Annotated in this window: 25 protein-coding genes and 9 pseudogenes; 22 read left to right on the forward strand and 12 right to left on the reverse strand. The window is 68.9% G+C overall.

The window, feature by feature from the left end:
• Positions 1-86: 86 nt before the first annotated feature.
• From ACZ6TD_RS46965 to ACZ6TD_RS46975, 3 genes are all read left to right on the forward strand, one after another.
• Entirely contained in the window at positions 87-656 is a 570-nt protein-coding gene (locus ACZ6TD_RS46965; RefSeq protein ID WP_471348268.1) for a TetR/AcrR family transcriptional regulator, read from the forward strand.
• A 359-nt stretch (positions 657-1,015) separates the two neighbouring features.
• Positions 1,016-1,390, forward strand: a complete 375-nt coding sequence (locus tag ACZ6TD_RS46970; protein WP_471348270.1) for a PPOX class F420-dependent oxidoreductase — start codon at positions 1,016-1,018, stop codon at positions 1,388-1,390.
• 146 nt (positions 1,391-1,536) lie between these two features.
• A complete protein-coding gene (locus ACZ6TD_RS46975) occupies positions 1,537-1,746 on the forward strand; it encodes a hypothetical protein (protein ID WP_471348272.1) in 210 nt (69 codons plus the stop codon).
• 136 nt (positions 1,747-1,882) lie between these two features.
• On the opposite strand, the gene ACZ6TD_RS46980 is transcribed toward ACZ6TD_RS46975, so the two are convergent.
• Positions 1,883-2,164, reverse strand: a complete 282-nt coding sequence (locus ACZ6TD_RS46980; protein ID WP_471348274.1) for a hypothetical protein — start codon at positions 2,162-2,164, stop codon at positions 1,883-1,885.
• Positions 2,165-2,207: 43 nt separating this feature from the next.
• Positions 2,208-2,801 carry a hypothetical protein gene (locus ACZ6TD_RS46985; RefSeq protein ID WP_471348276.1) on the reverse strand — a complete coding sequence of 198 codons (594 nt, stop codon included), beginning with the start codon at positions 2,799-2,801 and terminating at the stop codon, positions 2,208-2,210.
• Between the two features lie 222 nt (positions 2,802-3,023).
• Between ACZ6TD_RS46985 and ACZ6TD_RS46990 the strand changes: the two genes are divergently transcribed.
• Positions 3,024-3,620 carry a hypothetical protein gene (locus ACZ6TD_RS46990; protein ID WP_471348278.1) on the forward strand — a complete coding sequence of 199 codons (597 nt, stop codon included), beginning with the start codon at positions 3,024-3,026 and terminating at the stop codon, positions 3,618-3,620.
• Here ACZ6TD_RS46990 and ACZ6TD_RS46995 read toward each other — a convergent pair.
• The 4 genes and pseudogenes from ACZ6TD_RS46995 to ACZ6TD_RS47010 form a co-directional block, all read right to left on the reverse strand.
• Positions 3,612-3,713, reverse strand: a pseudogene (locus ACZ6TD_RS46995) (transposase); the annotation flags it as partial. The gene ACZ6TD_RS46990 and the pseudogene ACZ6TD_RS46995 overlap by 9 nt on opposite strands.
• Before the next feature lie 497 nt (positions 3,714-4,210).
• Positions 4,211-4,825, reverse strand: coding sequence for a TetR/AcrR family transcriptional regulator (locus ACZ6TD_RS47000; protein WP_471348280.1), 615 nt, complete (start codon positions 4,823-4,825; stop codon positions 4,211-4,213).
• Between the two features lie 118 nt (positions 4,826-4,943).
• A complete protein-coding gene (locus ACZ6TD_RS47005) occupies positions 4,944-6,626 on the reverse strand; it encodes a carboxylesterase/lipase family protein (RefSeq protein ID WP_471348282.1) in 1,683 nt (560 codons plus the stop codon).
• A gap of 52 nt (positions 6,627-6,678) precedes the next feature.
• Complete coding sequence (locus ACZ6TD_RS47010) at positions 6,679-7,644, reverse strand: amidohydrolase family protein (RefSeq protein WP_471348284.1); 966 nt, start codon at positions 7,642-7,644, stop codon at positions 6,679-6,681.
• Here ACZ6TD_RS47010 and ACZ6TD_RS47015 point away from each other — a divergent pair.
• From ACZ6TD_RS47015 to ACZ6TD_RS47070, 12 genes and pseudogenes are all read left to right on the forward strand, one after another.
• On the forward strand, positions 7,612-8,103 hold the full coding sequence (locus ACZ6TD_RS47015; protein WP_471348286.1) for a zinc finger domain-containing protein: 492 nt from the start codon (positions 7,612-7,614) through the stop codon (positions 8,101-8,103). The genes ACZ6TD_RS47010 and ACZ6TD_RS47015 overlap by 33 nt on opposite strands.
• Positions 7,997-8,374 carry a recombinase family protein gene (locus ACZ6TD_RS47020; RefSeq protein WP_471348288.1) on the forward strand — a complete coding sequence of 126 codons (378 nt, stop codon included), beginning with the start codon at positions 7,997-7,999 and terminating at the stop codon, positions 8,372-8,374. The genes ACZ6TD_RS47015 and ACZ6TD_RS47020 overlap by 107 nt, the downstream gene beginning before the upstream one ends.
• A gap of 504 nt (positions 8,375-8,878) precedes the next feature.
• A pseudogene (locus tag ACZ6TD_RS47025) lies at positions 8,879-9,837 on the forward strand (IS701 family transposase); the annotation flags it as partial.
• A gap of 68 nt (positions 9,838-9,905) precedes the next feature.
• Positions 9,906-10,746: pseudogene (locus ACZ6TD_RS47030) on the forward strand (sigma-70 family RNA polymerase sigma factor).
• Between the two features lie 210 nt (positions 10,747-10,956).
• The gene (locus ACZ6TD_RS47035) at positions 10,957-11,694 is read left to right on the forward strand and encodes a DUF1684 domain-containing protein (protein ID WP_471348290.1); all 738 of its coding nucleotides are present in this window, start codon (positions 10,957-10,959) and stop codon (positions 11,692-11,694) included.
• A gap of 43 nt (positions 11,695-11,737) precedes the next feature.
• Positions 11,738-13,249: an ABC transporter substrate-binding protein gene (locus ACZ6TD_RS47040; protein ID WP_471348292.1), complete on the forward strand. Its 1,512-nt coding sequence runs from the start codon at positions 11,738-11,740 to the stop codon at positions 13,247-13,249.
• Positions 13,249-14,214: an ABC transporter permease gene (locus tag ACZ6TD_RS47045; protein WP_471348293.1), complete on the forward strand. Its 966-nt coding sequence runs from the start codon at positions 13,249-13,251 to the stop codon at positions 14,212-14,214. Before ACZ6TD_RS47040 ends, ACZ6TD_RS47045 begins: the two co-directional genes overlap by 1 nt.
• On the forward strand, positions 14,211-15,041 hold the full coding sequence (locus ACZ6TD_RS47050; RefSeq protein WP_471348295.1) for an ABC transporter permease: 831 nt from the start codon (positions 14,211-14,213) through the stop codon (positions 15,039-15,041). The genes ACZ6TD_RS47045 and ACZ6TD_RS47050 overlap by 4 nt, the downstream gene beginning before the upstream one ends.
• On the forward strand, positions 15,038-15,838 hold the full coding sequence (locus ACZ6TD_RS47055; RefSeq protein ID WP_471348297.1) for an ATP-binding cassette domain-containing protein: 801 nt from the start codon (positions 15,038-15,040) through the stop codon (positions 15,836-15,838). The genes ACZ6TD_RS47050 and ACZ6TD_RS47055 overlap by 4 nt, the downstream gene beginning before the upstream one ends.
• The gene (locus tag ACZ6TD_RS47060) at positions 15,835-16,599 is read left to right on the forward strand and encodes an ABC transporter ATP-binding protein (protein ID WP_471348299.1); all 765 of its coding nucleotides are present in this window, start codon (positions 15,835-15,837) and stop codon (positions 16,597-16,599) included. Before ACZ6TD_RS47055 ends, ACZ6TD_RS47060 begins: the two co-directional genes overlap by 4 nt.
• Before the next feature lie 234 nt (positions 16,600-16,833).
• On the forward strand, positions 16,834-16,968 hold the full coding sequence (locus ACZ6TD_RS47065) for a hypothetical protein (RefSeq protein WP_471348300.1): 135 nt from the start codon (positions 16,834-16,836) through the stop codon (positions 16,966-16,968).
• A 97-nt stretch (positions 16,969-17,065) separates the two neighbouring features.
• Positions 17,066-17,665, forward strand: coding sequence for a DUF6058 family natural product biosynthesis protein (locus ACZ6TD_RS47070; RefSeq protein ID WP_471348302.1), 600 nt, complete (start codon positions 17,066-17,068; stop codon positions 17,663-17,665).
• A 43-nt stretch (positions 17,666-17,708) separates the two neighbouring features.
• Here the strand turns inward: ACZ6TD_RS47070 and ACZ6TD_RS47075 are convergent.
• Positions 17,709-17,849 (reverse strand): annotated as a pseudogene (locus ACZ6TD_RS47075) (IS256 family transposase); the annotation flags it as partial.
• A gap of 85 nt (positions 17,850-17,934) precedes the next feature.
• Between ACZ6TD_RS47075 and ACZ6TD_RS47080 the strand changes: the two are divergent.
• Positions 17,935-18,027 (forward strand): annotated as a pseudogene (locus tag ACZ6TD_RS47080) (IS5/IS1182 family transposase); the annotation flags it as partial.
• Between the two features lie 102 nt (positions 18,028-18,129).
• Here ACZ6TD_RS47080 and ACZ6TD_RS47085 read toward each other — a convergent pair.
• From ACZ6TD_RS47085 to ACZ6TD_RS47095, 3 genes and pseudogenes are all read right to left on the reverse strand, one after another.
• The gene (locus ACZ6TD_RS47085) at positions 18,130-18,735 is read right to left on the reverse strand and encodes a dihydrofolate reductase family protein (RefSeq protein WP_471348304.1); all 606 of its coding nucleotides are present in this window, start codon (positions 18,733-18,735) and stop codon (positions 18,130-18,132) included.
• Positions 18,736-18,899: 164 nt separating this feature from the next.
• Positions 18,900-19,091, reverse strand: a pseudogene (locus tag ACZ6TD_RS47090) (transposase); the annotation flags it as partial.
• Positions 19,092-19,098: 7 nt separating this feature from the next.
• Positions 19,099-19,706 (reverse strand): annotated as a pseudogene (locus ACZ6TD_RS47095) (NADP-dependent oxidoreductase); the annotation flags it as partial.
• A gap of 14 nt (positions 19,707-19,720) precedes the next feature.
• Between ACZ6TD_RS47095 and ACZ6TD_RS47100 the strand changes: the two are divergent.
• Entirely contained in the window at positions 19,721-20,017 is a 297-nt protein-coding gene (locus ACZ6TD_RS47100; RefSeq protein WP_471348306.1) for a winged helix-turn-helix transcriptional regulator, read from the forward strand.
• A 340-nt stretch (positions 20,018-20,357) separates the two neighbouring features.
• The gene (locus ACZ6TD_RS47105; protein ID WP_471348309.1) at positions 20,358-21,938 is read left to right on the forward strand and encodes a cupredoxin domain-containing protein; all 1,581 of its coding nucleotides are present in this window, start codon (positions 20,358-20,360) and stop codon (positions 21,936-21,938) included.
• Between the two features lie 265 nt (positions 21,939-22,203).
• Here ACZ6TD_RS47105 and ACZ6TD_RS47110 read toward each other — a convergent pair whose 3' ends face one another.
• Positions 22,204-22,560, reverse strand: a complete 357-nt coding sequence (locus ACZ6TD_RS47110; RefSeq protein ID WP_471358674.1) for a winged helix-turn-helix transcriptional regulator — start codon at positions 22,558-22,560, stop codon at positions 22,204-22,206.
• A 56-nt stretch (positions 22,561-22,616) separates the two neighbouring features.
• Between ACZ6TD_RS47110 and ACZ6TD_RS47115 the strand changes: the two are divergent.
• The 3 genes and pseudogenes from ACZ6TD_RS47115 to ACZ6TD_RS47125 form a co-directional block, all read left to right on the forward strand.
• A pseudogene (locus tag ACZ6TD_RS47115) lies at positions 22,617-22,889 on the forward strand (carotenoid oxygenase family protein); the annotation flags it as partial.
• A 59-nt stretch (positions 22,890-22,948) separates the two neighbouring features.
• Positions 22,949-23,497 carry a carotenoid oxygenase family protein gene (locus ACZ6TD_RS47120; RefSeq protein WP_471348312.1) on the forward strand — a complete coding sequence of 183 codons (549 nt, stop codon included), beginning with the start codon at positions 22,949-22,951 and terminating at the stop codon, positions 23,495-23,497.
• Positions 23,498-23,793: 296 nt separating this feature from the next.
• Positions 23,794-24,183, forward strand: a complete 390-nt coding sequence (locus tag ACZ6TD_RS47125; RefSeq protein ID WP_191066255.1) for a hypothetical protein — start codon at positions 23,794-23,796, stop codon at positions 24,181-24,183.
• A 370-nt stretch (positions 24,184-24,553) separates the two neighbouring features.
• On the opposite strand, the pseudogene ACZ6TD_RS47130 reads toward ACZ6TD_RS47125, so the two are convergent.
• A pseudogene (locus ACZ6TD_RS47130) lies at positions 24,554-24,799 on the reverse strand (transposase); the annotation flags it as partial.
• Between the last annotated feature and the right edge of the window lie 78 nt (positions 24,800-24,877).

Raw genomic sequence — 24,877 nt, forward strand, 5'->3', positions numbered from 1 at the left:
GACCCAGGGCGCAAGGAAAGCCCCGACGAGGAGAGGATGATCGGATGCCGCGGATCCGGGGAGCCAGCATAGAAGAGCACCACGAGATGGTGTGGTCCGACCTCGCCGAGGCGATGCGGCAGCTGCTGCTCGAACGCGACTACGACTCGATCAACATGGGCCATATCGCGGCTCGGGCCGGGCTCGCGCGCAACACGCTGTACAACTACGCGCGCGACAAGGGTGGTCTGGTTATGGCGCTGACTCAGCGGGCGAGCCGGCCCATGCTCGAGTGTGTGGCCGCGATCGCCGCGCGGTCCTCGGACCCGGCCTCGGAGCGGATGCGGGAGATCATCGAGGCGGTCCTGAAGGCGTGCACGGACCAGGCCATGCAGCTGATGTTCCAGCCGGGCTCCGGCCCATTGGTCGCCGAGGTACCGAAAGGGCCGGACAACCCGTTCAACGCGATCGTGGTCGAAGTGGAGAACGTCGTCCAGGACGGCATCGCGCGCGGGGAGTTCCGCGACGTCGGCGATGTGCACCTCACGGTGGAGCTGCTGTCCGGTGCCCTACGCAGCGGCGCCGAACGCATCGGCCGGGACCCGGCCGCCTTCACGGCCACGGTCCACGCCGCGCGGGAGATCATCCTCGCGTCTCTGGCACGCCGCCCGGACTAGGACGTTGCGACCTGCGTGGCGTCCAACAGGCGGCGCTGGCGGCGCGACAGGTCCGCACACCCACTGCGCAGCGTCTCGCCGGGCCCCCGGCCTCCGCCGCCGCACAGGTGCGCTTCCCACTCGCCGTGCGGTACAGCGCGACGGCATCATTCCTGAACTCCACCGGTACACGGAGACTTACGTCCCACCAGGACACCCTTCCTCGGATCTGCAAGATCCATTGGTCAGAGTGTCCACACCGCGGGAGGCGCCGCAGAACACGCCGCCGTCCTCGGCATTGACATCGAAATCGTCCGACGGGCCCCCGGGCCAGAGGGTCGGACCATCACGAAAGATCGAGGCTACCGAGCGTGCCAGCCATGGACGAGATCCGACGCAGCAAGTACATCAGCCTCACCACCTACCGTAAGGACGGATCCCCGGTCCCGACGCCGGTCTGGCATGTGGCAGGTCCTCAGGGCGAGATCCTCGTCGTGACGCCCGCCGGCTCCTGGAAGGTCAAGCGGATCCGCAACAACAGCGCCGTGACCGTGACCGTCTGCGATCTGCGGGGGCGGACCTCCACGAGCGCAGCGTCCCTTCCCGGCACCGCCCGGCTGCTCGACCAGGACAGCACCATGGCCGCGCAGGACCTCCTCGGCAAGCGGTACATCACGTCCCGGATCGGCAACTGGTTCGTCAAGGTTCTACATCTGCCCAAGAAGCCGAATATCGCCATCGCCATCACCCTGTGAACTGCATACGCGGCATGGTAGTTGAACGAGTCCGCCAGCGCCGTGTGTAACCGGGGCGCACGCCCGTACCTCCCTCGGCTCCGTCCCCGCCGCTCAACATCTGTACGAACGAGAGCCGTCGGTTCACTATGCCCATATGCGCTGCCGTGACGGTGGTGCTGACCGCTGCCGAACGCCGCCGGCTGAAGAAGATGGCCTACGGCCACAAGACCCACACCAGGCCAGGCAGCGCGCCACGGTCGTCCTCCTCGCAGCACGCGGCCGGGGCAACGCCAGGTCTGAACGATCTGCTGGCCAGGCTCGACCGGCATACCGCCGATCACCCAGAAAAATCCTCTACCGCCCTGGCAGCATGACCAACCCACGAAGGACTTCCGGAGCCGACCACTTAGCGTTAACCGCTGTACCGATGTTCCCCGAGGCCGGTGAGGCCCGTGGGTTCAGGGAAACCGAAGCCTGTTCAACGGGAACTCGCGGGTGTGTCCGTGTGCATCAACTGGGCGTATCCGCGGGTTCGGCGGGAACTATGGGGTGGGCCGCGAGGCGGCGGGCTTCGGCCGTGACCTCGGCATCGACCTGGTCCACGGTTCTGTCCTCGTATTCGAGGACGTCGTACTCATCGTCGAGTTCGGCGAGCCGCTCAGTCAGAGGCAGCTCATGTCCGCGGCGCTGGTGAATCCGGAAAGTGAATTCCCGAGGCGTGAGCTCGCCGGCCATACTCAAGAGGGCGGCATGGTCCTGTAGAGCGATTGCTGCTGATTCGGTCGACGTCACTCGCTCATGATTCCCCTCATAGTGCGTCCCGGTCGAGCAGATTTCATCGAAGGTGCTGTTCAGCGGCTTGTTCCAGCAGGGCTCGTGCGGAGTCCGCGTAGCGCATCGCGGTCTTCCCGTCGAGTCCGAAGACCTCGGCGAGGTGGAGCGGGTCGGGCACGTGGGCCAGGGCCTCTTCGAGTTGCTGGTCGACGCGGAGCCGCTCCAATGTCGCATCCTGCCCGCGCATCGCGGCACTGATCCAGCGGTTGCTGGCACGGCTGGTCTTCATGGCGGTCTGGTTGTTGATCAGTAGGTGGAGGTTCGCGGTGTTCGGCCACCGGTTTCGCCGGTGCTCCAGCCAGGCCAGCAGCAGTTTCAGGGTGAGATCGTCAAACGGGCGGGCGTGTCCGGCGATGGTCAGCCGGCGGTTGCCGAGGTCGACGTCGTCGAGCATGAGGGTGGCGATCTGGGCGACCCGGGCGGCGTGGACCGCTGCGAGGGCGAGGATGAGCCGCGCCGCTGGGGTGGTGGCAGCCGCGACGGAGCGATCGACTTGTTCGGGGACGAGCGGTTGCAGCACGGCGTACTTGTATTGCCCGACCTTGATCCGGCTCGCGGGGTTGCGGAAGATCAGTCCGTTCCGGATGGAGCACACCGAAGTGGTCCCGGTCAGCCCGCCCGCCGGGAAAGCCCCCCGGCGGCCCCTGTGCCTGCCCGCAGCCGCAACTGGTCGTGACGATCTCCGGCCGCGAGTATCCGGCCGAGCCCAGCAGCCAGATGGGCGGCCCGGATCACGCCCTGTCCAAACTTCTGGCAGCAACACCGGTTTCCCGGGCCGTTCCTACTCGGCCCGGTGTTGCGCCAGGACCGTGGGGACATGACGAACGCCGACAAGCCGAAGCAGGCGCCCCGGACGGTCCCATACGTGATGGACGAGGAGCAGGCCGGGCTGCTCGCCCGGCTTTCCGACAGCTATGCCAGCGCCCTGCCCGGCATCCGGGAGCGCACCCCGGAGGCTACTGTCCCGGTTCTGCTGTACGCGGTCCTCGGCCACCCAGGTCCGTCGGCTGGCCCTGGAACGCCGCTTCTGGAGAGATCGGCCCGCAGAATCCGGCGAGCCGCCCGGCGATGGCCCGCGTCAACCTGCCAGGCACGAGACACGTGTGCGGGCGAGCCTGGAGGGACCGACAACCGGCCTGGACTATGTGGCCGGGTGGAGGCCCCTCCGACCTGCCTCCTGACACAGGACGCCCGGACTCAGATTTCGCATCCGGAACTGGTGGTGGTGTGCGACAGCTTCGGACGCGATCACGGGTCGGCACACCAGGACGCCGACACCCCGGGTGAAGCGTCCCGCCACCACTGCCCGATCCTGAACCGGATACAGCGCCCGGACGGCTCCTGGTACGCGCCGGATGCCGTCTGCCTCTACCAGCACGTCGTCGCCGTTACCGACTTCGGCTCGTCAAGGTGACGCTGGTTCGTCGAGGGTCGGGCCGGTGCCCGCTACGAAGCCGTCGAGGGTGCCGGACCGGTACTGGAGGCACTTGAGCCGGTCGCGTAAGAGGCCCTGACAGAATGCGTCATTTGTGGCGCGGCTGGGCGAGAAGGACCGTGTCCTGCAGCCGGACACCGGCAGGTGCATCACCTGCTCAGGCGTCTGTCACCAGTGCGGCCATCCGGTCCGCGGCCGGCAACCGGCTGTGTCGGGACTGCCGCCGCAAGGCCGAGAGGATCACTACCACGCCGACCGGAACCCTTCCGGTGAGCCTCGGCGGCCTCTCGTCGCCCGCCTCGACCCTCTGGAGGGCTGCGAGGCCGACCTGTTGACCCATCTGGCCGATCGGCATCCGGAGGCGGGCGACGTGGTAGCAGCGATCATCCGCGCGGCCCCGCTGGCCGCCGCCCTCTACCGCGTCCCGACCGATACCGGACCGCCAGAGCCCAGCGACGACCGTCGGGCGGAAGAAGACGCCGACACTGCCACGGCTCGCGGCGCAGGGAGTGGGGACCGCGGAGCGCGAGGGCCGCGATCGGCGTGAACCCGGGTCGGGCCGGGCTGGGTCAGCCGTACCGCAGGGCGGCGGTGATGTAGGACCGCAGGAGAGCGTGCTTCTGTTCGTAGCCGGGCTCGTCGGCGATGTTGCGCACGCGGGTGTCGAACGCGCTCTGGGTGAGGGCTCCCACCGAGTACAGGTACGCCCAGTGGTGGAACCCGGCGGGCTTGTCCGGCAGCGCGATGCTGAGCGCTTCGACGAACTGGCGGGCCAGCGGGTCGAACTGGTCCCGGATGACCGGTCGCTCCTGGCTGGACGGGTCGGATGCCTCGCGCAGTACGAGACGGGCGAACCAGACGTCGTCCGGGTCGTCGTGCAGCGCGAGAACCGGATCGGTGAAGGAGCTGACGATCTGTTCGACGGCGTCGTCGGCGCGCAGGTCGGGGATCGCCTTCAGACGCGCCAACCGCTCGTCGTTGACGTACCGGCGCTCCTCGAAGATCGCCGAGTACAGTCCGAGCTTCGAGGTGAAGTGGTAGACGACGAGGGACAGCTTGACACCCGCCTCTTCGGCGATCTGGCGCATCGTCGCGCCGTGATAGCCCTCCAGCGCGAAGAGGCGTTCGGCGGCCCGTATGATCGCCTGCCGTCGGCCACCGCTCGTCTCGCTCCGACCGGCCATCGAATCGCCCACCTGGCCATCCCTCATTTCTGCGCGCTTCGGCTCGAGTATGGCACCGGCGTCGCCGAGCCACGCATGGCTCCCTTGCCATACGAGGAGCGGATGCTCCGTCCGCCCGCTAGGCGGCCGACCTGCTCGCCAGTGCTGCCCGTACGTTGTCGACGAGCACGTTCTCCACCGACCGCACGGTGCCGAGGCCGTATTCCTGGAAGATGTCCCACTCCCGCTTCAGCAGGCCGGGCCTCGGCTCGACGGATCGGCCGAACCAGAGGACGTTCCCGTCCTCCGCGTCGAATCGCGGCCACCGGGCTCCTGGGTCGCCGCTGCGGATGAAGGACGCGTAGAGCTCGCCCATCCGCCCGCTGACCTGTCGTACGTCCTCCCGGTCCGCCCCGTCGAAGGCCGGCCACCAGGCGAGGTCGCGTTCGGAGTGGTTGCGGAACAGGAAAGGGATGTCCCCGGTGTGCACGGCGCGAAGCCGACCGCCGAGGCCGGGCAGGTCGTAGGAGAACTGGAACAGGTGCACGGGGATCCGCTGCGCGCTGAGGTTCCGCGCGATCGCCAGCGACGACAGCTTGAAGAACTCGAAGGACATGATGTCCGACAGCAGCAGGCCGGGCGCATGGTCCGGGCGAAGTTCGTGGAATCGCCGGTATACCTCCTCGGCACCGTCCGCACCGAAGACCTGTGCCAGGACGCCCAGCACGTCCCGCCGGGATCCGCGGCTGACCGTCTCCGAATGCCCGCGGAAGAACTGCCACTCGTCCTTCGCGAAACCGATGGCCACTTCCAGGCCGGGCTTGGCGACCATGTTCTCCGACAGATGCAGTGCCGGGGCCTGCGGCACCCAGTCCCCCTCGACGACGGCGCCCAAGGGACGCCAGGCGACATGCCGGTCCGGATCGAAGTAGCGGGTCAGCACGTTCTGCACGGCCAGCAGCCGGTTGGGTTCGATGTCCTGGAGTCGCGTCGGGTCGTCGATGTGCAGGAGGTCGAGGTACATCTGCGCGACGGTGACGGCATCCGGCCGCTGCTGTGTGCACCAGAGATTGAAGGGGGACAGCGACTGCAGCACCGCGCGCCGGAAGTAGGGATGCGCGTTCGGGTTGGTCAGCAGGTGCGAGACCGCGGTGGCTCCGGCGGACTCCCCGCCGATCGTGATGTTCTCCGGGTCGCCGCCGAACGCCTCGATGTTTTCGTGCACCCACTTCAGCGCGGCGAACTGGTCCTGCACGCCGAGGTTCACCGCCTCCGGCAGACCACCGCCCAGGAGACCGAAGTGGACCCAGCCGAGAGCGCCCATCCGGTAGTTCGGCCGGACCACGATCATGTTGGCCTCGCGGGCCAGGTTCGCGCCCCGCTCCAGCTCGAACGAACCGGAGCTGACCGCGTTCGCGCCGCCGTGGTAGTAGACGTAGACGGGCAGGACTGCGCGCGGAGCCGACTCCGGCACCCAGATGTCGAGGTACAGGCAGTCCTCCGCCGCGTGGTTGTGGCGGTAGGTCGCGTTCGTGTAGCCGGGCCACGCCATGATGCCCGGCACGCCGGGGTCGATGTCCCGGACGATGCGCTCGACATCGCTGTGATTGTCGGAGTTGAACTGGTACGAGGCGGGGCCCGGGCGGCTGGCGTCCCGGATGCCCGACCACCGCTCAGGCGGCAGCGGTGAGCGGAACCGCAACGGCCCGACTGGCGGCTGGGCGAAGGGCACGCCGCGGTAGACGACGACGCCCTCCTCCGGGGTTCCGCGGAGCAGTCCGGTCGCCACCCGCACAACCCCCTGCGCGTCCATCATGTGCATGGTTTCTTCCTCCTTCGAGGTGCGGGTCGAGCCTCCCTCGACGCGCGCGCCGTCAGGCCGCCGCGACCTGCCCACCGAGCCGGGCCGCAGCCATCGGAAACAGGCGCAGAGCGTTGTGGCCGATGGCCTCGAGTTGTTCGCGGGGGAGTCCGGTGAAGTCCGCCAGGACATGCCGGTTGGCTTCCAGCGTCGTTTCCGTGCTGCACGGCACGCCGCTGTCCGAGCCATAGACGAGGTGGTCTGGGGTGGTCATGGCCAGGGCCGGTGCGAGGGTGTGGGCGGTGCCGGTGGCGGCGGTGTCCAGATACAGCCGGGCGAGGTGGTCCCGGATCTCGCCCTGGTCGAGTTCGCCGGGGTTCGGTACCCAGGCTTCCGTGCCCAGCAGATGCAGGCGCCCCGCCAGGGCGGGAAGCGCGCCGCCGCAGTGCGCGACGATCACCCGCATGTTCGGGAACCGGCGGAAGACGCCTGCGTACAGCATGTCGACGATGGTGCGGGCGGTCTCGAAGGCGACCTCCAGCAGCGGGCTGGGGCGGCCCATGAACGCGGGAGCGTAGGCGTCCGGGTGGACGAACACGGTCGCGCCGCGGCGGTCGAGTTCGGCCCACACCGGTTCCAGGCTCGCGTCGCCGAGGGAGACTCCGTTGTACATGCAGGTCACCGCGAACCCGTCCGCCTGCAGGTCGCCGCCGGCGCGCTCGATTTCGGTGAGCGCGGCGGCCGGGTCGTCGGTGGGCAGAGCGGCGAGCAGACCGAACCTCGAGGGATGCTCCGACACGAGGAACGCGCCGTAGTCGTTGGACGCGCGAAGGGCGTCCAGGGTCTTGGGGATGTTGCTCAGCAACTGCATCGCGACGCCGGCGCGCTCCATGTAGTCCAGCGTCGCCTCGACCGTCCAGTGGTAGGGAGCCGGTGCAAGGAACTGCTCCGCTCGCATGGCATGCCACCGCGTTTCCCGTTCTTCGGGAGTGGTGGGCGGGGTGAAATGCGCGTGCACGTCGATCAAGTCGGACATCATGCCGCAAAACCTTTCTCTTGGGTCTGCCACCCTAACCCCTTACTGTACGTACGTACAGTCAGGGGTCGCGCATGCCTGCCGAGCACCGAGCCCGTTGACCCAGCGCCCCGACCGCGCCACGGTGAACACGTCCCGCCGAACCGGCCGGCCGCCGCCGAACAGTTCGACTGCCCCACTTGTTCCGTCCCCGCCGCAAGCACCTGCCGCACCCGCGGCGGCAAGGTCGCCCCGAAGTACCACACCCCACGCTTCATGCTCGTCCCCCAGCTCCGCGCCGAACTCGAAGTCCGGACCCCCGCCGACCACGGCCCCGGCAGCGCGTGGGAGATTGGGCCCGGCGATCGACGCCGCGGTGCCCGAGGCCGCGACAAAAACCACAAGGGTGGGGTGCGCCCGGTGCAGTACGGTCCAGCAGGAACTCCAGAGCCAGCTAGACGCCCCGGAAGAGGCGGGCTGTGACCTGGTCTTCTCTGAGAAGATCAGCACCCGGGTCAAGGTCCGGCCGGAGTTCGTCAAGGCGATGGACTTCGCCCACACCATCAAGAAGGCCGTCCCACACCAGCGGGTGATCTTCACCGTGCACGAGATGAAGCGCCTCCGGCCGCGGCGCCGCCGAGCGTCATCTCATTGCCCCTTTGGCGCGTATCTGGGAACCGCTGCGAATCGCATCCGATGCGAACGTGCACCATTTTGCGCGGCGTTGGTCGGACTGGCATCGGCCAGCCGCTGATCAGCGGAGATAGGGATCACCGCGCGTCTGTCGAGACGGTAGCCGACAGGCCGGGCCCGTATCGTTCCGCTTCACTCGATCGGATGGCTGGCCTGCTGTTCCGCTCCGGGCTTCGCGTCTGATGCGAGATTCTCGCGCCGGATGCGATCTACGGAGCGTGACGAATTGGTGGGCCAGGACGGGGTGACACCTGGGGTCGCGCGGCTGCACCTGGCCGACGGGGTGCCGCTGCTGTGGCCGGAGGAGCAGGTCTTCGAGGCGATGCTGGACGGCTGGCGCAACCAGCAGCTGGCCCGGAACCTCGCGCTGTCGACCATCAACGGCCGCGAGCGGAAGGTACGGGCGTTTGCCGCACACGCGGACGCCTTCCCGTGGACCTGGTCCTCGCCGCTGGCGGACGAGTGGTTTGGCGACCTGCGGGCGGTCCACGGCTGTGTCCGCTCGACGCTGCGCGGCTACCAGGAGGCGGTGCGGCTGTTCTGCGACTACGCCACCGACCCCGCCTATTCAGAGACCGGCCTGCCAATCACCCCGACCCGCCACTTCCCCAAGGGCCGCAGCGATCCGGGCTTCGCCACGGAACTGCAGATCGCTGCCGCACTCGCCCGCCGGGCCACCCGGGCCGGAGTGGACTTCCGCACGGTGGCGGCCGACTGTGCCTACGGCGACCAGGACGGTTTCCGCAGTGAACTGGCCACAGCCGGACTGCCGTTCGTGGTGGCCCTCAAACGGCGCCGGGGCACCTGGGCGTACGGCCCCGATGCCCACACCCCGGTCGACGCCGCCCGGGAACTGGCTTGCACGGCCCCGACCGGCCGGGCGACTGGACGGCGGTGTCCCGCACCTTCCTCGACGGGCACACCACCACCTGGTGGGCCGCCGGCGCGTCCCTGGGCCGGTGGGGACCGGACGGCACCACCCGACTGGTGGTGGCCACCACCGACCCGGACACCCTGCCGGAGAAATCCACCTGGTATCTGGCCACCAGCCTGCCCCGCCCCGGCTCACCACGCCAGGCCGACACCGCCCACCCGGCCGCCGACCTCGCCGAGATCGTGCGGATCTACGGCATCCGCAACTGGAGCGAGCAGAGCTACAAGCAAGTCAAGGACGAACTGGGCTGGGCCGACTTCCAGGTCCGCGCCGACCGCGCCATCCGCCGCCACCAGACCCTGGTCAACCGCGCGTTCTCCTTCTGCTGGGAAGCCGGACTGCCACCGACTCCCGCCAACCACCCGGCCCGGCCGGAGAGGGGGCACCCGATCGCACCACCCGGCACGCTGGCCCCAGGCCCTACGTGCCGTCCGCAGTTGGCTGACCCCCACCATCATGCTGCAACGCTGGTGGAAAGCCTGGTCCAGCACGCCCCCACCATTACAGTTACAAAACCTGATCAACGCAGTCAGTACCGGTCGACCACTCAGCCACCACCTCCCACTCCCGCCTTAACAAACCACCGGTAAGGTCTCACCAGCCCGACGACGCGGGTACGCGGAATGCAAGGCGGGAGCGGCGGGCCTGGGGCGTGATCATGCGAAGGGGTGTACCCGAGTGGGGCGCGGCAGAGATCGCCGGTGAGCGGCGCCAACTGATCAAGGTGGCCTACCGGTTGTTCGGCTCGCTGGCCGAGGCCGAGGACGCCGTGCAGGAGGCGTACGCCCGCTGGTACGCGCAGCCGCGGAGCAGGCGGGAGGCCATCATGTCTCCCGGTGCCTGGCTGACGACGGTGACCGGGCGCGTCTGCCTGGACGTGCTCGGCTCGGCGCGGGCCCGGCGCGAGCGCTACGTCGGCGCATGGCTTCCCGAGCCGCTGCCCGACCGCGGGGAGTGGGCCGGCGGGCGCGGCACCGACGCCGCCGACCCGGCTGACCAGATCACTCTGGACGAGTCGGTGACCATGGCCTTCCTCGTCGTCCTGGAATCGATGACGCCCGCCGAGCGGGTCGCGTTCGTACTGCACGACGTGTTCCGCCACCCCTTCTCCGAGATCGCCGGGATCGTCGGCCGCACCCCCGGGGGCCTGCCGGGAGCTGGCGAGCTCGGCCCGGCGGCGGGTGCGTGCCGCACCGCATCGCCCAGTACATGGTCGCGATCGCCGACAAGGCCCCCGGGCTTCGGCTCCTGGAACGTTCGGTGGCCGGTGCGCCCGGCCTGGTCGCCCAGCACACGGGGTCACCGTGACGGTGGCCGCGTTCGGCGCCTCCGGCGGCCGCGCCACCCGGATCTGGGTGGTCCGCAACCCGGAGAAGCTTCGCCTGTGGACGCCGAATGAGCCCTGGCCAGGCGGTTCGTTCAGGTCATCCGATCACGCACGGCCGCGGGCCTCGGTGGGGGTAGCGTTCCCCGGCTCCCGACAGGGCAACGTTCGGTAACGGGCCTCGGCCCTGCCGAGCCTCCTGGCTCACCCGCTCACCCCCTGCGCCGGGTCACCAAGCCTGGGATGACCTGTGGTTTCGCTTTCGTCTCGGTATCCGGGAGCAACTTGACATAGTGCGGCTTATGGAAGATAAAGAAATCTCTTTGGGTTTAACTTCACGCAGCGTGATACTTCGAGGCGTGACAGGCAGCGATTGTCTACGTGAATGAGTGAAGCCGTGTCCCACGCCGCCCTGGATCAGCCGACCCTCGACCCTGCCGGGGAGTGGGAGGCGTGGTGCATCGAGCGCCGTCGCTCGGTGACCTCATCCACGGGAAACCTCGCCCTCGTCGAAACCCGCTGGTTTCCGGCCGGTGAGCGCCCCGATCCCGACGGGGCCCGCGCCGAAGCACCGGAGGGTGTGACGGTCACCACGCTCGCGCGCACCGATCTCGTCACCGGCCGGCCCGAGCACGGCCTGCGCTTCTGGGACGCCCGGTCACCGGCGATCCGGAACTTCGAGCGCATCGAGGTCTTCCCGTACGACCCGGCGTGGGTCCTGGAGGCTTCGTATACGCCGGTTCCGGGCGCCAGGCGGGTCGCGTTCGAGCACATCCGGGACAATGGCGGCACCCGTGACCTCGTCGTGCCGGGGGACATCTCGCTCACCGTGGACGGCCATGACTACACGCTGAGCGCCTTCGACGACGACGGCACGCTGCTGCTGGTCTTCGGCGACCCCACCAACGGGGAGAGCACCTACGGCGCCGGACGCTTCCTCTTCGTCACCCACACCGGCGAGGGCAGGGTCCGCCTCGACTTCAACCGTGCTTTCGTGCCGCCCTGCGGCTTCTCCGACCAGTACAACTGTCCGATGCCGCCGCGGCAGAACCGGTTCCACCTGCCCGTCCGGGCCGGTGAGAAGCGGCCCGTCTTCCGCGACGGCTTCCCGGCGCAGCACTGATCACCCCGCGACTTCCCTCTCGCAGCACGAAAGCGTTCCCCTCATGAACATCAAGAAGACGTCCCTGTACAGCGGTGCCGCCCTCCTCGGCCTGACCCTGACCGCCTGCGGCGGTGGCGCCGGCGGAAGCGGCGGCGCGGGCGGGGCGTACGACAAGAACGCCACGGTCAATATCGGCTCGCTCTACGAACCGCAGAACCTCGACAACACCGCGGGCGGCGGTCAGGGCGTCACCGAGGCACTGAACGGCAATGTCTACGAAGGGCTGTTCAAGCTCACCGACACCGGCAAGGTCGAGAAGCTGCTCGCGAAGGACTACAAGGTCAACCCCGACGGGCTCACGTACACCTTCACCCTGCGCGACGGAGTGACGTTCCACAGCGGAAAGAAGCTCACCAGCGAGGATGTGAAGTACAGCCTGGAGAAGGTGCTCGCGAAGGACTCGCAGTCCGCGCGCAAGAGCAATCTCGAGGTCGTCAAGTCCATCGCGACACCGGACGCGCGCACGGTGCGAGTCCAGCTGTCGAAGAAGTCGATCTCCTTCGTCTACAACCTCTCCTACGTCTGGATCCTCAACTCCCAGGCGAAGAACCTCAAGACGAGCGAGGACGGCACGGGCCCGTACCGGCTGCGCAAGTGGACCCGCGGCTCCGCCCTCGCCCTCGACCGGTTCGCGGGCTACTGGGGCGGCGCGGCCCGCAACAAGCAGGCGGTCTTCCACTACTACAAGGACGCCACGGCGCTGAACAACGCGCTGCTGACGGGGGCCGTCGACGTGGTCACCAGCGAGCAGTCGCCCGACGCCCTCGACCAGTTCAAGAGCAACCAGAACTACAAGGTCAGCGACGGCAACTCCACCACCAAGCTGTTGCTCGCCTTCAACGACAAGGCCAAGCCGTTCACGGACGTCAAGGTCCGCCAGGCCGTCTCCGCGGCCATCGACGACAAGAAGCTGCTGGAGTCCGTCTGGGGCGGATACGGCAAGCTCATCGGCTCCATGGTGCCGCCCACCGACCCGTGGTACGAGGACCTCACCAAGGTCAACGCGTACGACCCCGCCCGCGCCAAGAGACTGCTCGCCGAGGCGGGGTACAAGAAGGGTTTCACCTTCACCCTGGAGACCCCCAACTACGACCCGCACCCGATAGCGGCCACCTTCATCAAGTCGCAGCTCGCCAAGGTCGGCGTCACCGTCAAGATCAACACGATCACACCGGACCAGTGGTACACCAAGGTCTACCAGAACCGCGACTTCACGGCCACGCTCCAGGAACACGTCAACGACCGTGACCTGGTCTGGTACGGCAACTCCGATTTCTACTGGGGCTATGACGACAAGCAGGTCACCCAGTGGGTCGATCAGGCCGAGCAGGCGTCCACCACGGCCGAGCAGACCCGGCTGCTGAAGAAGGTCAACCGTAAGACCGCCGAGGACGCGGCCAGCGACTGGCTGTACCTGTATCCGCAGATCGTCGTGGCGAACACCAAGCTGTCCGGCTATCCGGTGAACGGCCTGAACTCCCAGTTCTTCGCCTACGACATCAAGAAGGGCTGATGGCCCGGTACATCCTGCGCCGCCTCGCCTTCCTGCTGGTGTCGCTGGCGCTCGCGAGCGTGGTCCTGTTCGTGCTGCTGCGCCTGTTGCCGGGCGACCCCGCCAACGCGCTCACCTCGGTGGGCGCCGCCCCCGAGCAGATCGCGGCCGCCCGGCACTCCATCGGCTCCGACAGACCCCTGCCCGAGCAATTCGGCCACTGGATCGGGCAGTTGGCCAGTGGCGACCTGGGCACGTCATTCATCAGCTCGCTGCCGGTCGGGCCCGAGGTCGGCGCGCGGCTGAGGGTGACGGTCCCGCTCACCCTCGCCGCGTTCGTCCTGGCGGTGCTCATCGCCGTACCGGCCGGCTTCATCGCCGCGTACAAGCGGCGGACCTGGTACGGCGCGCTGCTCAACGGGGTCTCCCAGCTGGGCATCGCCGTCCCGGTGTTCTGGCTCGGCATGATCCTGATCGCCGTCTTCGCGCTGAACGGCGGCTGGCTTCCCGCCGGTGGTTTCCCCCAGGACGGCTGGGCGGAGCCCGCCGAGGCGATGCGCTCCCTCGTCCTGCCGGTCGCCACCATCGCGCTCGTCATGAGCGCCTCGCTGATCCGGTACGTCAGGTCGGCCACGCTCGACGTGCTGGGGAGCGACTACCTGCGCACCGCCCGGGCCCTGGGCTCGTCGTTCGGGCGGGCCATGTGGCGGCACGGACTGCGCAACGCCGCCGTACCGGTGATCTCCATCCTCGGCATCGAGCTGGCGTCCACGCTGCTCGGCGCGGTCGTCGTGGAGTCCGTGTACGCACTGCCCGGCCTCGGCTCCCTGCTCGCGACGGGCATCGCCCAGCACGACTACCCCGTCATCCAGGGCGTGCTGTTCGTCTCCACGCTCGCGGTGCTGCTCATCGGCTTCGCCGCCGACATCCTCCAGCGGATCATCGACCCGCGCCTGCGGGGCAGGCTCTCGGGGGGCGCCCGATGAGCCGCCCGTCCATCAGGCACTCGGCCACGCTGATCGCCGGATGTGTGACGGCCGGACTGATCGCCCTGCTCGCCCTCGTCTCGCTCCTGTGGGTGCCGTACGCCCCCGACGACACCTCCGGTGGACGGCTCGCGGGCCCCGGCGAGGGCCATCTCCTGGGGACCGACAAGCTCGGCCGCGATCTGTTCACCCAGCTGATGACCGGCTCCCGGATCGCCTTCGAAGCAGGCATGGGATCGGTCCTCATCGCGGCCGCCATCGGTGTCACCCTGGGCGTCCTGGCCGCGTTCACGCGTGGCTGGCTCGACGACACGCTCGCCGCGCTCCTCGACATCCTCATCGCCTTCCCGACCCTGCTCCTCGCGATGCTCGTGGTCGCCGCCCGCTCGGCCACCCTGGCGTCCGCCGTCCTGGCCATCGGTCTCGCACAGAGCGCGGTCGTGGGGCGGCTGGTGCGCATCCTGGTCAAACGGGTCCTGACGCAGGACTACATCACGGCCGCGCGCACCTCGGGCACCTCCTGGCCGCGGATCGTGGCCGGGCATGTGCTGCCCAACATCTGGCCCACGCTCATGGTGAACCTGGCTCTCCAGTTCGGGCTCGCGATCCTGGCCGAGGCCGGTCTGTCCTACCTCGGCCTGGGAGCACCGCCGCCCAATGCCTCATGGGGACGCATGCTGCAGGAAGCGCAGGCCACCTTCACCACCGCCCCGGCCGGCGCGCTCGCCCCGGGCATCCTGCTCGTGCTGCTCGTCATTGGTGTCAACCTGATCGCCGACGGTCTGCGCGACACCCTCGACCCGGCGGCCCGGGGGAGGCGCGGATGAACATCCTCGACGTACGCGGCCTCACCATCCAGGGCACGGACCAACGTGTCCTCGTCGACGACATCTCGTTGACCATCGCCCCGGGGGAACGACTCGGTCTCATCGGCGAGTCGGGGTCCGGCAAATCACTGACCGCGCTCGCCGTACTCGGCCTGCTGCCCGAAGGCTTGGCCGCGGCGGGCAGCGTCGAACTCGCCGGCACCGAGGTCGTGGGCGCGAGCGACAGGCAACTGACGGGCGTACGCGGCCGGGACGCCGCCATCGTCTTCCAGGAGCCGCTCACCGCGCTCGATCCGCTGATGCGCGTCGGCAGGCAAGTCGCCGAACCGCTCGGCACACGGCGCGGGTTGCGGGGTGCCGCGCTGAAGCGCGCTGTCGTGGACGCGCTGGAGCAAGTGCGGCTGCCCGAGCCCGAACGCATCGCCCGCTCCTTCCCGCACGAGATCTCCGGCGGACAGCGGCAGCGCGTCGCCCTCGCCATGGCGCTGGCCTGTGACCCGAAGCTGCTCATCGCGGACGAGCCGACCACCGCGCTCGATGTGTCCGTACAGTCCGAGATACTCGACCTGATCGACACCCTGGTACGCGAACGGGACATGGCGGTCCTCTTCATCAGCCACGACCTCGCGGTCGTCGCGAGGGTCACCGACCGTGCCCTGGTGATGAAGGACGGCCGTGCCGTGGAGGAGGGCGACATCCGAGAGATCGTGCGGGCCCCGCGCGCGCCCTACACCAAGGCGCTGGTGGACAGCGCGCGCACGCTGGAGTCCGCCCTTGACCCCAGGAGCCCGCGATGACCGCCGTACTGGAACTGAGCGAAGCCGCCCTGCGCTACCGGGCCGGCGCACAGCCGGTCGTCGAGGACGTCTCGCTGGCCGTCGAGGCCGGACACAGCCTCGCCCTCGTCGGCGAGTCCGGCGCCGGAAAGACGACGCTGCTGCGTCTGCTGCTCGGGCTCGCCCGGCCCACCTCGGGCACGGTGCGCTTCGACGGGGAGGAACTGAAGCTCCGCGACCGCGACCAGGTGCGGCGGTTCCGGCGCAGCGTCCAGTGTGTCTTTCAGGACCCGTACTCATCGCTCGACCCGCGACAGCGGGTGAGCGGCATCGTGTCCGAGCCACTGCGCTCCCTCGGTATCGCCACCAAGCGCACGACCGGGCCCAAGGTGGCCCAAGCCCTGGAACGGGTCGGACTGCCGGCCGATGCCGCGGAGCGCTATCCGCACGAGTTCTCCGGCGGACAGCGTCAGCGCATCGCGATAGCCCGCGCGACCGTGTGCGACCCGCGGGTGCTGCTCGCCGACGAACCCGTCAGCGCACTCGACATCACGACCCGGGTCAAGGTCGTCGACCTGCTGAACGAGCTGAAGCGGGAGCAGGGCCTCACGCTCGTCATGGTCTCCCACGATCTGTCGGTCGTCGCCTCGCTCTGCGAACGCACCGCCGTCCTGGAGCGCGGCCGCATCGTCGAGCAGGGCGACACCTCCCAGGTCCTGGGCGCCCCCGAGCATCCGTACACCCGCCACCTCCTCGCCGGGGTTCCGCGACTGCCGGCGTGACGGCGCGAGTGAACGCCCCGGCCTGCGACACCGTACGCGTCTCCGGCCGTGAGCCCGAGCGTCTGAGCTTCGCCGCCCGGTGCGCCGCCAACGCCGGCCTTGAGGTCTGGTTCGCTCCTTTCCCCGTCGATCTGCCCGCCGATGACGTGCTGCCGTTCTTCGAGGAGTGCGCCGGGCGGGCGGAGGCGCTGCGGCGCGAGGGGGCCGAGGTCGTGTTCGTCGCAGCAGTGGCTGGTGGACGTCCGCGACGCGATGGACGACCCGCTGAGCCAGATCTTCGCCCTGATCCCATGGCGCCCTCTGGCCGCCCCGAACTCGCTGCTTGACCTCCAGGTGGAAGATCACCACGGCCCCCTCGTGCTGTCGTGACCCCTTCGATGGTTCGGTGAGTGCCGAACCATCCGGCCGGTAGCGTGCCGAGTCCTGTGCGGGAGGTGCCCGCACTGGTGACGCCGGAGGCAACCCGATGCCGGAGACAGACCTGAAGCAGCAACTCGCCGAGCGGTTCCGCGAGGTCAACGGCGTCCATCCGATGACCGATGCCGATGACGACTATGTCAGCGCGCAGTTCGTTGTCCTGGAGGAACTGTGCGCAGTCCATGGCCGTGATGCCGATGTGGTCCGTCGGCTGATGCTGGGGCAGCGTCTGCCGCTTCCGGGATATCTGCGCTCCGACGGTGCGGAGATGGTGCCGGCCGACCTGTTCGCTCTTGCCGACGAAGCCGGCGGAGTGGAGTTGCTCGAAGCGTGGTTCACCGCTCATTGGGCCGACCCGGTCGCCGGGAAGGCGGAGTGGAATGCGTATCTCAGCGGGCAGCATGTGTGCCTGCACTCGGTGACCCCGGCCGCCATTCAGCGCAAGGAATACCTGACGACCGCGATCGGTGCCGCAGCGAACGAGCCGGATGCAAGTTCAGCTCAGTGGTTGGAGCGGCTGCACGCTCTGGTCGACGAACTCGACACGCTGGAACCGGCGTTCTCGGCCTACGACCGTCTTCGGTTCGGCGGACCCACGTCCCGGGACACCTGCATCGACGCCATGCGCGCCCGCTTCCCGCGCCCGTGACCCGGGGCCATTGGGGGGCGTTCCGCGGATCGGTTACGGTCGTTCATGCCATGCGGGCTTCGGGGCGTTCGACGAGGCGGCCGCGTTCGAAGCGGGCTCCGGCGTGGACGAGGGCGACGAGGTGAGGCGCGTTCACGGCCCGCCACCGCTGCTGGGCGGACTCGACGAGCGTGAACACCATCGCCCCATTCCCACGACCGCAGGCTACTCAACAGCCCATGTGGGATGGCCCCTTATGCCGTTTCGTCTGGATCAGTCCGTGGTTGGCGGTGATGAGACGCCTGCGTGTTCCGCGCCGACGCGGACGGCCCCGCACCAGGCCGGACGCCGTCCTGGCCGACAAAGCCTACAGTGGCGCGGCATCGCCACCCGCTACGAGAAGTCCGCGCGACCATCTACCTGGCCGGACTCCAGGCAGCGGGCAGCTTCCTGTGGTCTGCCCGGTGAGAATCAAACGAAGCGGCCTAATAGCTGTCGTAGCTGGGCTTACCGTTCGGCCGGTAGACGCCGACGATGGTGCCGCCCTTCGTCGTCGAGACGCTGACCGGCTCCAGCGCAGTGGGGATCGTTCCGTCGGCGAACAGCCGCTTGCCGGTGCCGATGATCACCGGATGGATGGTCAGCCGGTACTCGTCGACGAGGCCGTGCTGCATGAGGGTCTGGGCGAGGTCGCCACTGCCCACGACGTTGATGTTGCCGCCGTCGGACGCTTTCAGCTTGCGTACGGCATCGACGGTGTCGCCCTCCAGCAGCGTGGAGTTCTGCCACTCGACGGATGTCAGGGTCCGAGACGCCACGTACTTGTGCATGCTGTTCATCCGATGAGTGAACGGGTTGTCGGGATCGGCGGTCGGCCAGTACGACGCGAAGATCTCGTACGTCTTGCGGCCGAGCAGCATCGCGTCGGAGAACTCGTACCAACCGGCGATGGCCGTGCCGACCTCGTCGTCGGCGACCGGCTTCTGCCAGCCGCCGTGCTCGAAGCCGCTCTGAGCGTCCTCGTCCGGACCGCCCGGCGCCTGCATGACGCCGTCCAGCGTCAGGAACGTGCAAATGATGATCTTGCGCATGGTGCGCTCCCTTCGTCGATGGGTAGACCGCACAACCGCCGGAATCTCATCGGCGGAACCTGCGCGGCGCGGCACCAGGGCCGTCGTGTGCTCGCCATCGGGGATCCGGCAGGCCCTGCGGCGTGCGGCTGCCTCGGGGGTGTCCCATGCGGCGGGCAGGAACAGGTCGAGGACGTCATGAACTGCTGCAACTGCTGATGGTCCGCCCCGAGCCGCTCGGCCATCGGCCGCATTGACTTGCGACGGCCCTCCAGCAGCAGCCCCCGCACGCACAGCGGGCCCTTCTCACGCTGATCCCGCCGTACCAACGGCGCGAACAACTCGGGAGCGAACTCCTCGCTCACGCGAGGCCCCACGACGGGATCAGAGGGTGAGGACGAGCTTGCCCTGGAGGTGACCGCCGTCGAGCAGCCGGTGCGCGTCGGCGACGCGCTCGAACGGGAAGGTCTCCTGCACGTGGACCCGGAGCCTGCCCTGTTCGACGAGTTCGACGAGACCTCGCAGGGCGACCGGATCGGGGTCGACCGCGATGCCGCTGAAGCGCATACCGGCCGCCTCGTACCTGGCGGCGAGCTCCGCATCCTCCTCGGCGACCGCCGTCACCAGGTGCCCGCCCGGGCGGAGCACTGCGAGCGACCGCTCGACGGTGTCGCCGCCGATCGTGTCGAGCACGACGTCGATGTCGCGGACCGCCCCGGCGAAGTCGACCGCCGTGTAGTCGATCACCTCGTCGGCGCCGAACCCCTCGACGAACTCCCGCTTGCTCCCGCTGGCGGTCGCGATCACGTGCGCGCCCAGCGCTTTCGCGATCTGGATCAGCGCATCCCGAACACCTCGTGGCCGGGTCTGAACCGCCACGTCTGCGGCGCCTCCTCGACCACGCCGCTGATGTCCCAGCCGAGGATGAACGGCGGCCGGCCCAGCAGCGGGGGGAACTCGCCGGCGCGCAGGCGCGCCTCCAGCGGGTTCAGCCGACAAGTGGACGGTGGTCGTGCTCTACGGCCTCAGCAAGGGCCCGGTGCGCCATGGCGAGCTGATCGAGCTGATCGGCGGCATCTCCCGCAAGGTGCTCACCCAGACGCTCCGACGGCTCCAGGCGCACGGACTCATCCGCCGCCACGCCTACGCCGAGGTGCCGCCCCGCGTCGAGTACGAGCTCACCCCGCTCGGGGCGACGCTGATCGATCCGATCCACATGCTGACCGAGTGGGCGAGGGCGAACGGCGACGCGGTGCTCGATGCGCTCGACGCCGACCCCGAGCCGGTCGCCCACAGCGACTGAGGCCCCCGCGGCCGCGCTCGGTCCGCAGGTTCTCGATGCGTTGGACGATCTGCCACATCGGGGTGCCGGCCCTGGCCACGACCACGAGCGTCTCACCGGTCTCACCCCAGGTGCGGTCCAAGCGGTCCAAGAGGTCAAGCGCTTGGTCCACGGCGGACGCGACATCTCCGTCGGCGACCGAACGCAGCCAGGTGCGCGGTCCGTAGTTGTGCGCTGCGAGCTGGCACGGGCGCAGCCGAACAGATCAGTCACCGCACTGTTACAGTCCGCTTGCCCCGAGTGCGGGGACACGACGGAAAACAGAATGAGGGGACCAGAGTTGCGCATACGACTGAGACGGATGATCGCGGCGATCGGGGTGGGGCTCGCGCTGGCCCTGACGCCGATCACGGGGACCGCGGTGGCGCAGGAGACGGGCACCATGGCCGTGACCGACATGGACTTCACCCCGTCCGTAGTGGACGCGACGCCTGGCGGCCAGACCGTCACGCTCCGCTGGACGATGACGGACACCACCCCGGAGACCGACGGCATGAGCGCGCGGGTCTACCTGCACCGCCAGGGCGCGACGGCCGGCACCTACCTGGGCGTGCCGCTGGTCGGGACCTATGACGTGGGCTCCTCTGGCCAGGACATCACCGTGGTGCCCGGTTCGACGCCTGAAGAGGCTACTTATGAGTGGACCCTGGCCGTTCCGCAGCACGCGGCCGGGACGTCGGTGACCTGGGCCGTTACCCGCTTACATGCCTGGGATACCGAGGGCACCTCGCTGGACTGGGACGCCAGCCGGCTGGGTGCTTTCCACAACACGTTCGAGGCGAAGACGCTCGCCGACACACAGGGCCCGACCTACGACGACCTCGTGGTGAACCACGAACGGGAGCCGTACGTCTACGTCGGCGAGGACTCGTCGAGCATGACCTACGATCTCGACGTGCAGGACCCCCAGGCCGGCATCTCCGGCGGCACCCTGACGGTGACCGGCCCCGGCGGGCAGCACCTGACCGGCTCATTCGCGATCGATTGGACCTGGGACGCGGGCTACCAGGGGTGTGGCTACATCGAGTGGGGCCAGACGTACGCCGGGTCCTGCCGCGTGTCCGTGACCTTCCCCGCGCACGCGGCATCAGGCACGTGGACCGTCTCGCAGGTCAAGCTCACCGACAACGCGGGCAACACCAGCACCTACAACAACCTCTCAGCCGCCCCCGTCCACGTCACCTCCAATGACGTGCTCTCCGCGGACGGTTTCACGGCGACGCCGAACCCGGTCGACACCTGGCACGGCGCCCGGACGATCAAGGTCGGTTTCCGGCCCCACGGGGACCAGGGCGAGGTCGCGTCGGCGGTCGTGAACTCCGGCAGTGGCAACGGCTGCCGGCAGACCTCCACCACGGCGACGACCGCGGCGGACGGGACCGTCTCGGTGAAGTACGACGTGCCGCGGGGGGCCTTCACCTGCGACATCACCGGCGTGACCATCACGGACAACGCCGGGAACGTCGCCCTGTACGGCTCGGAGTTCGGCGCACCGGAGACCGGTCTGACGATCGCTTCGGCACCCGACACGGTGCTGCCCCAGATCGACCGGGCCACGCTCTCGCCCACCACCATCCCGGCAACGGACCACTTCACGGACCTCCGCCTCACCGTCAACGTCTCGGGCACCACCGCGGGTGTCAACGGCTATGACGTCTACCTGATCGACTCCTCGGGGCAGTGGATCCCGGCCGTGTCCGGCGGTACCTCACCGACCTTCAGCGGCCCGTTGACCCTCACCTTCCCACTCCCCTCCGACGTGGCCCCCGGGACGTACACCATCGCCCTGCGCCTGTCCGACCAGGCGCGCAAGTCCTCGTCCTTCGGTTTCCCGAACGGCACCCCGATGCCGGGTGGGCCGGTGACTTTGACGGTCACCTAGGTGCCCCGGAGTCTGAAGAGACCGCCCAGCATCGTCGGCCTACACGGCGACTTCATGCCGAGCGATGATCGCCCCGCGCCGGAACCCGGCTCCTCCCGATGCGGCACGAAGGCGCCATAGCATCACCGAGAGGTGCCCGGTCTCGCTGCGAGGCCGGGCACATCGGACCGAACGGTGGATCGGTTGGGCGACGCGAGAAGGCTTCAACAGTCCCGACGTTACGTCACAAGGAAGCGCGCAAGGCGAGCGTGCCGCTGCGTGCCCGTCAGGCGTCGAAACGCCCGCGTGCACTCTCGATGTGACGGAGGTGCTGGTGGGTCCAGCCGCATATGACGTCGACCGCAGTACGCAGGCCCTGACCCGGCTCGGTGAGGGTGTACTGCACCCGCGGCGGCACGGTGGGGTGCACCGTCCGGTCGACCAGGCCGTTGCGCTCCAGCATGCGCAGGTTCTGGGTGAGCATCTTGTGGCTGACGCCCTCGACCTCGTTCCGCAGCTCGCTGAAACGCAGGGTGCGCTCGCCGAGCGCCTCGATGATCAGCAGCGCCCACTTGTTGGCGACGTCCGAGAAGATCTCCCGCGCGAGGGGGTCCGCGCGCCGCAGATCAGCGTCCTCGGGCAGGCGGCGAGCTGCACTTCTTCGGCTAAGGCCCCTTCCCGCCGTACCTGACCTACTACGTGGCCGACGCCTCCGGCGACATCGTCACGTCGCAGGTCATCCACGGCTCCGGCCCCTCCCTCATGCACGACTTCGCCATTACCCGCGAGCATGTCGTCTTCATCAACTCGCCGGTTGTCTTCGACGACGCCGAGCACTCCGGCATCCCCTACCGCTGGCACGACGACGTCCCGCTGCGCATCGGCGTGATGCCGCGCGCCGGCGGCAGGACCACCTGGTTCGAGGTGCCCGACCAGGCGGCGCTGCTGCACGTCACCAACGCGTACACCGACGCGCAGGGCCGAATCGTCCTCGAAGCACCGCGCTTCGACCGTTCCGCCTGGGAGAACTCGTGGAAGTGGTGGGTCGGCGCCCCCGGCTACGGCAGTCGATCAACGACGCCCACACCGGTTTGGCCTACCGCTACAGCTACGCCATCGCCTTCCCCGGAGCGGGCCTGTCGGGCTACCACACCATCAAGTTCGACACGCGAACCGGCCAGGAGAGGCTGCTCGTGCACGGTGAGGGCCGGATGCCCGGCGAGGCCGTCTTCGCCCCCGCCGAAGGCGGGACCGCCGAGGACGACGGCTACCTGCTCACCATCGTCAGCGACCTCAAGGCCGACGCTTCGGAGCTGCTCGTGCCGGACGCGAGCGACCTGAGCACCGTGGCCGCCGTCGGCCCCCAACCCCGAGGAACCGCCACGACGTACCCCACGACCATCGACGAGAACGCCCCCATCGTCGCCGGCCGCACCATCCGGATCGCTGCTCCCCTCGAGCGGGTCAACACGATGGTGACCAGATCCGCCGCGCGGTTCTTCGACACCGCCTCGCTCCGCATGACCGCCTCGGCGATCTTCCGAGCCCTGGCCTTGCCGTACGACAGGCCCGTTCGCTGACGTACGGCGGTGCGCTGCCGCTTCGCCGTACGGCTCGCCGCCCTCGGCAGGGTGACCGGAAGCAGGCGCGATGCATGCACAGGTCATACCGACGCACCTCAACGCCCGCTTCACCTGCCTGCGACCTCGCCGCGCTGCCTTGGCGGAGCGGGGCGAAGGTGGGCCGCCATCCGTGCCCCTCCACGCCCCCGTCGCACCACCTGTACGCACTGTGGTCAATTGGATCCGCTGTGTAGCTTCGGAGGTGGAGCTTCCGCGTCCATCAGGGGAGCGGGGCCCGGATTCAGGAGGTCAGGATGGTTCGTGCGACCACCCTTGCTCTGACCGCTCTCGCTGCTGCCGGCGTCCTCATCGGGGGCACCACGACCGCCCTCGCCGACGACCGCTCCAGCGGCAAGAAGGCGGACGTCGCTCCATCCGCAAAGGCAGATGCCAGCTCGGAACTGCTGGCCCCGCACTCGCAGTTCTTCGGCCCCTTCGTCACCGTGCCCCCTGGAGGGAACGTCGTAGCCAGCGTCGCCTGCCCAGCCGGTCAGGTACCCACAGGCGGGGGTGGTACGACCTCAGCCTTCAAGATCTTCTTCACCGACTCCTTCGCCAGCGGCGATTCCTGGATCGTGCGCGGTACCAACACCAACACCGTGAACGAGTCCATCAGAGCCTTCGTCATCTGCACAACTCCCTGACCGGAAGGCTCGGGCGCCTGAAGGCCGGCCTGGGGACCGAGCCCGCGGGCTCGGTCCCCAGGCCCACAAGCCCCGTCCTGCGCATCCCCGGCGACCACGGCAAACAGGTGTGGCGGTGCTACGCCCCGCTGTCCCTCCACCTGAACGGATGCGGAGTGGACGTCGTCGCGCTGCGGCAGGCCGTGAGGTCGGGACAGGTCCCTGCCGTGGAGGACGCCGTCCCGCCGGAGCTGCGCTCCACCCGCGACGCCCTGGTGGGCCGCCGCCGCTACAAGCCCCGTGAGCTGGGCAGTTCTGGACGACACTGCTGGTCAGGCTCATGTCGATCAACGCCGCGGCGCACCCGGCTCGGCATAGGCGGCGATCAGCAGCCGCGTGCACCGGTCTGCTGCTTCCGTCGGGTCAGCCTCGGGCGCAGCCGGTCCCATGCCTGCGCGGTCGCCTTCCCGTAAAGGCGGGTGTCGGTGACAGTCACGGCTGACTCGGTGCCCCAGGCGGTGGGACCGCCGAAGACGAACTCGCCGCCGTGCTTGGGCGGTCGGCCGCCTTTGGGGTCGTAGACCCGCGGCGGTGTCGGCCGTCGCATGACCCGGTCGGAGCGGAGTCGGCCGAGGAGGCCCGGTGCGCATCATCACCGTGATCCAGCCGGACATCAGCAAGTGGTTCGACCGAGCCCGGCGTCCGCGTCCAGGAC

This window comes from Streptomyces yongxingensis (assembly GCF_055597465.1).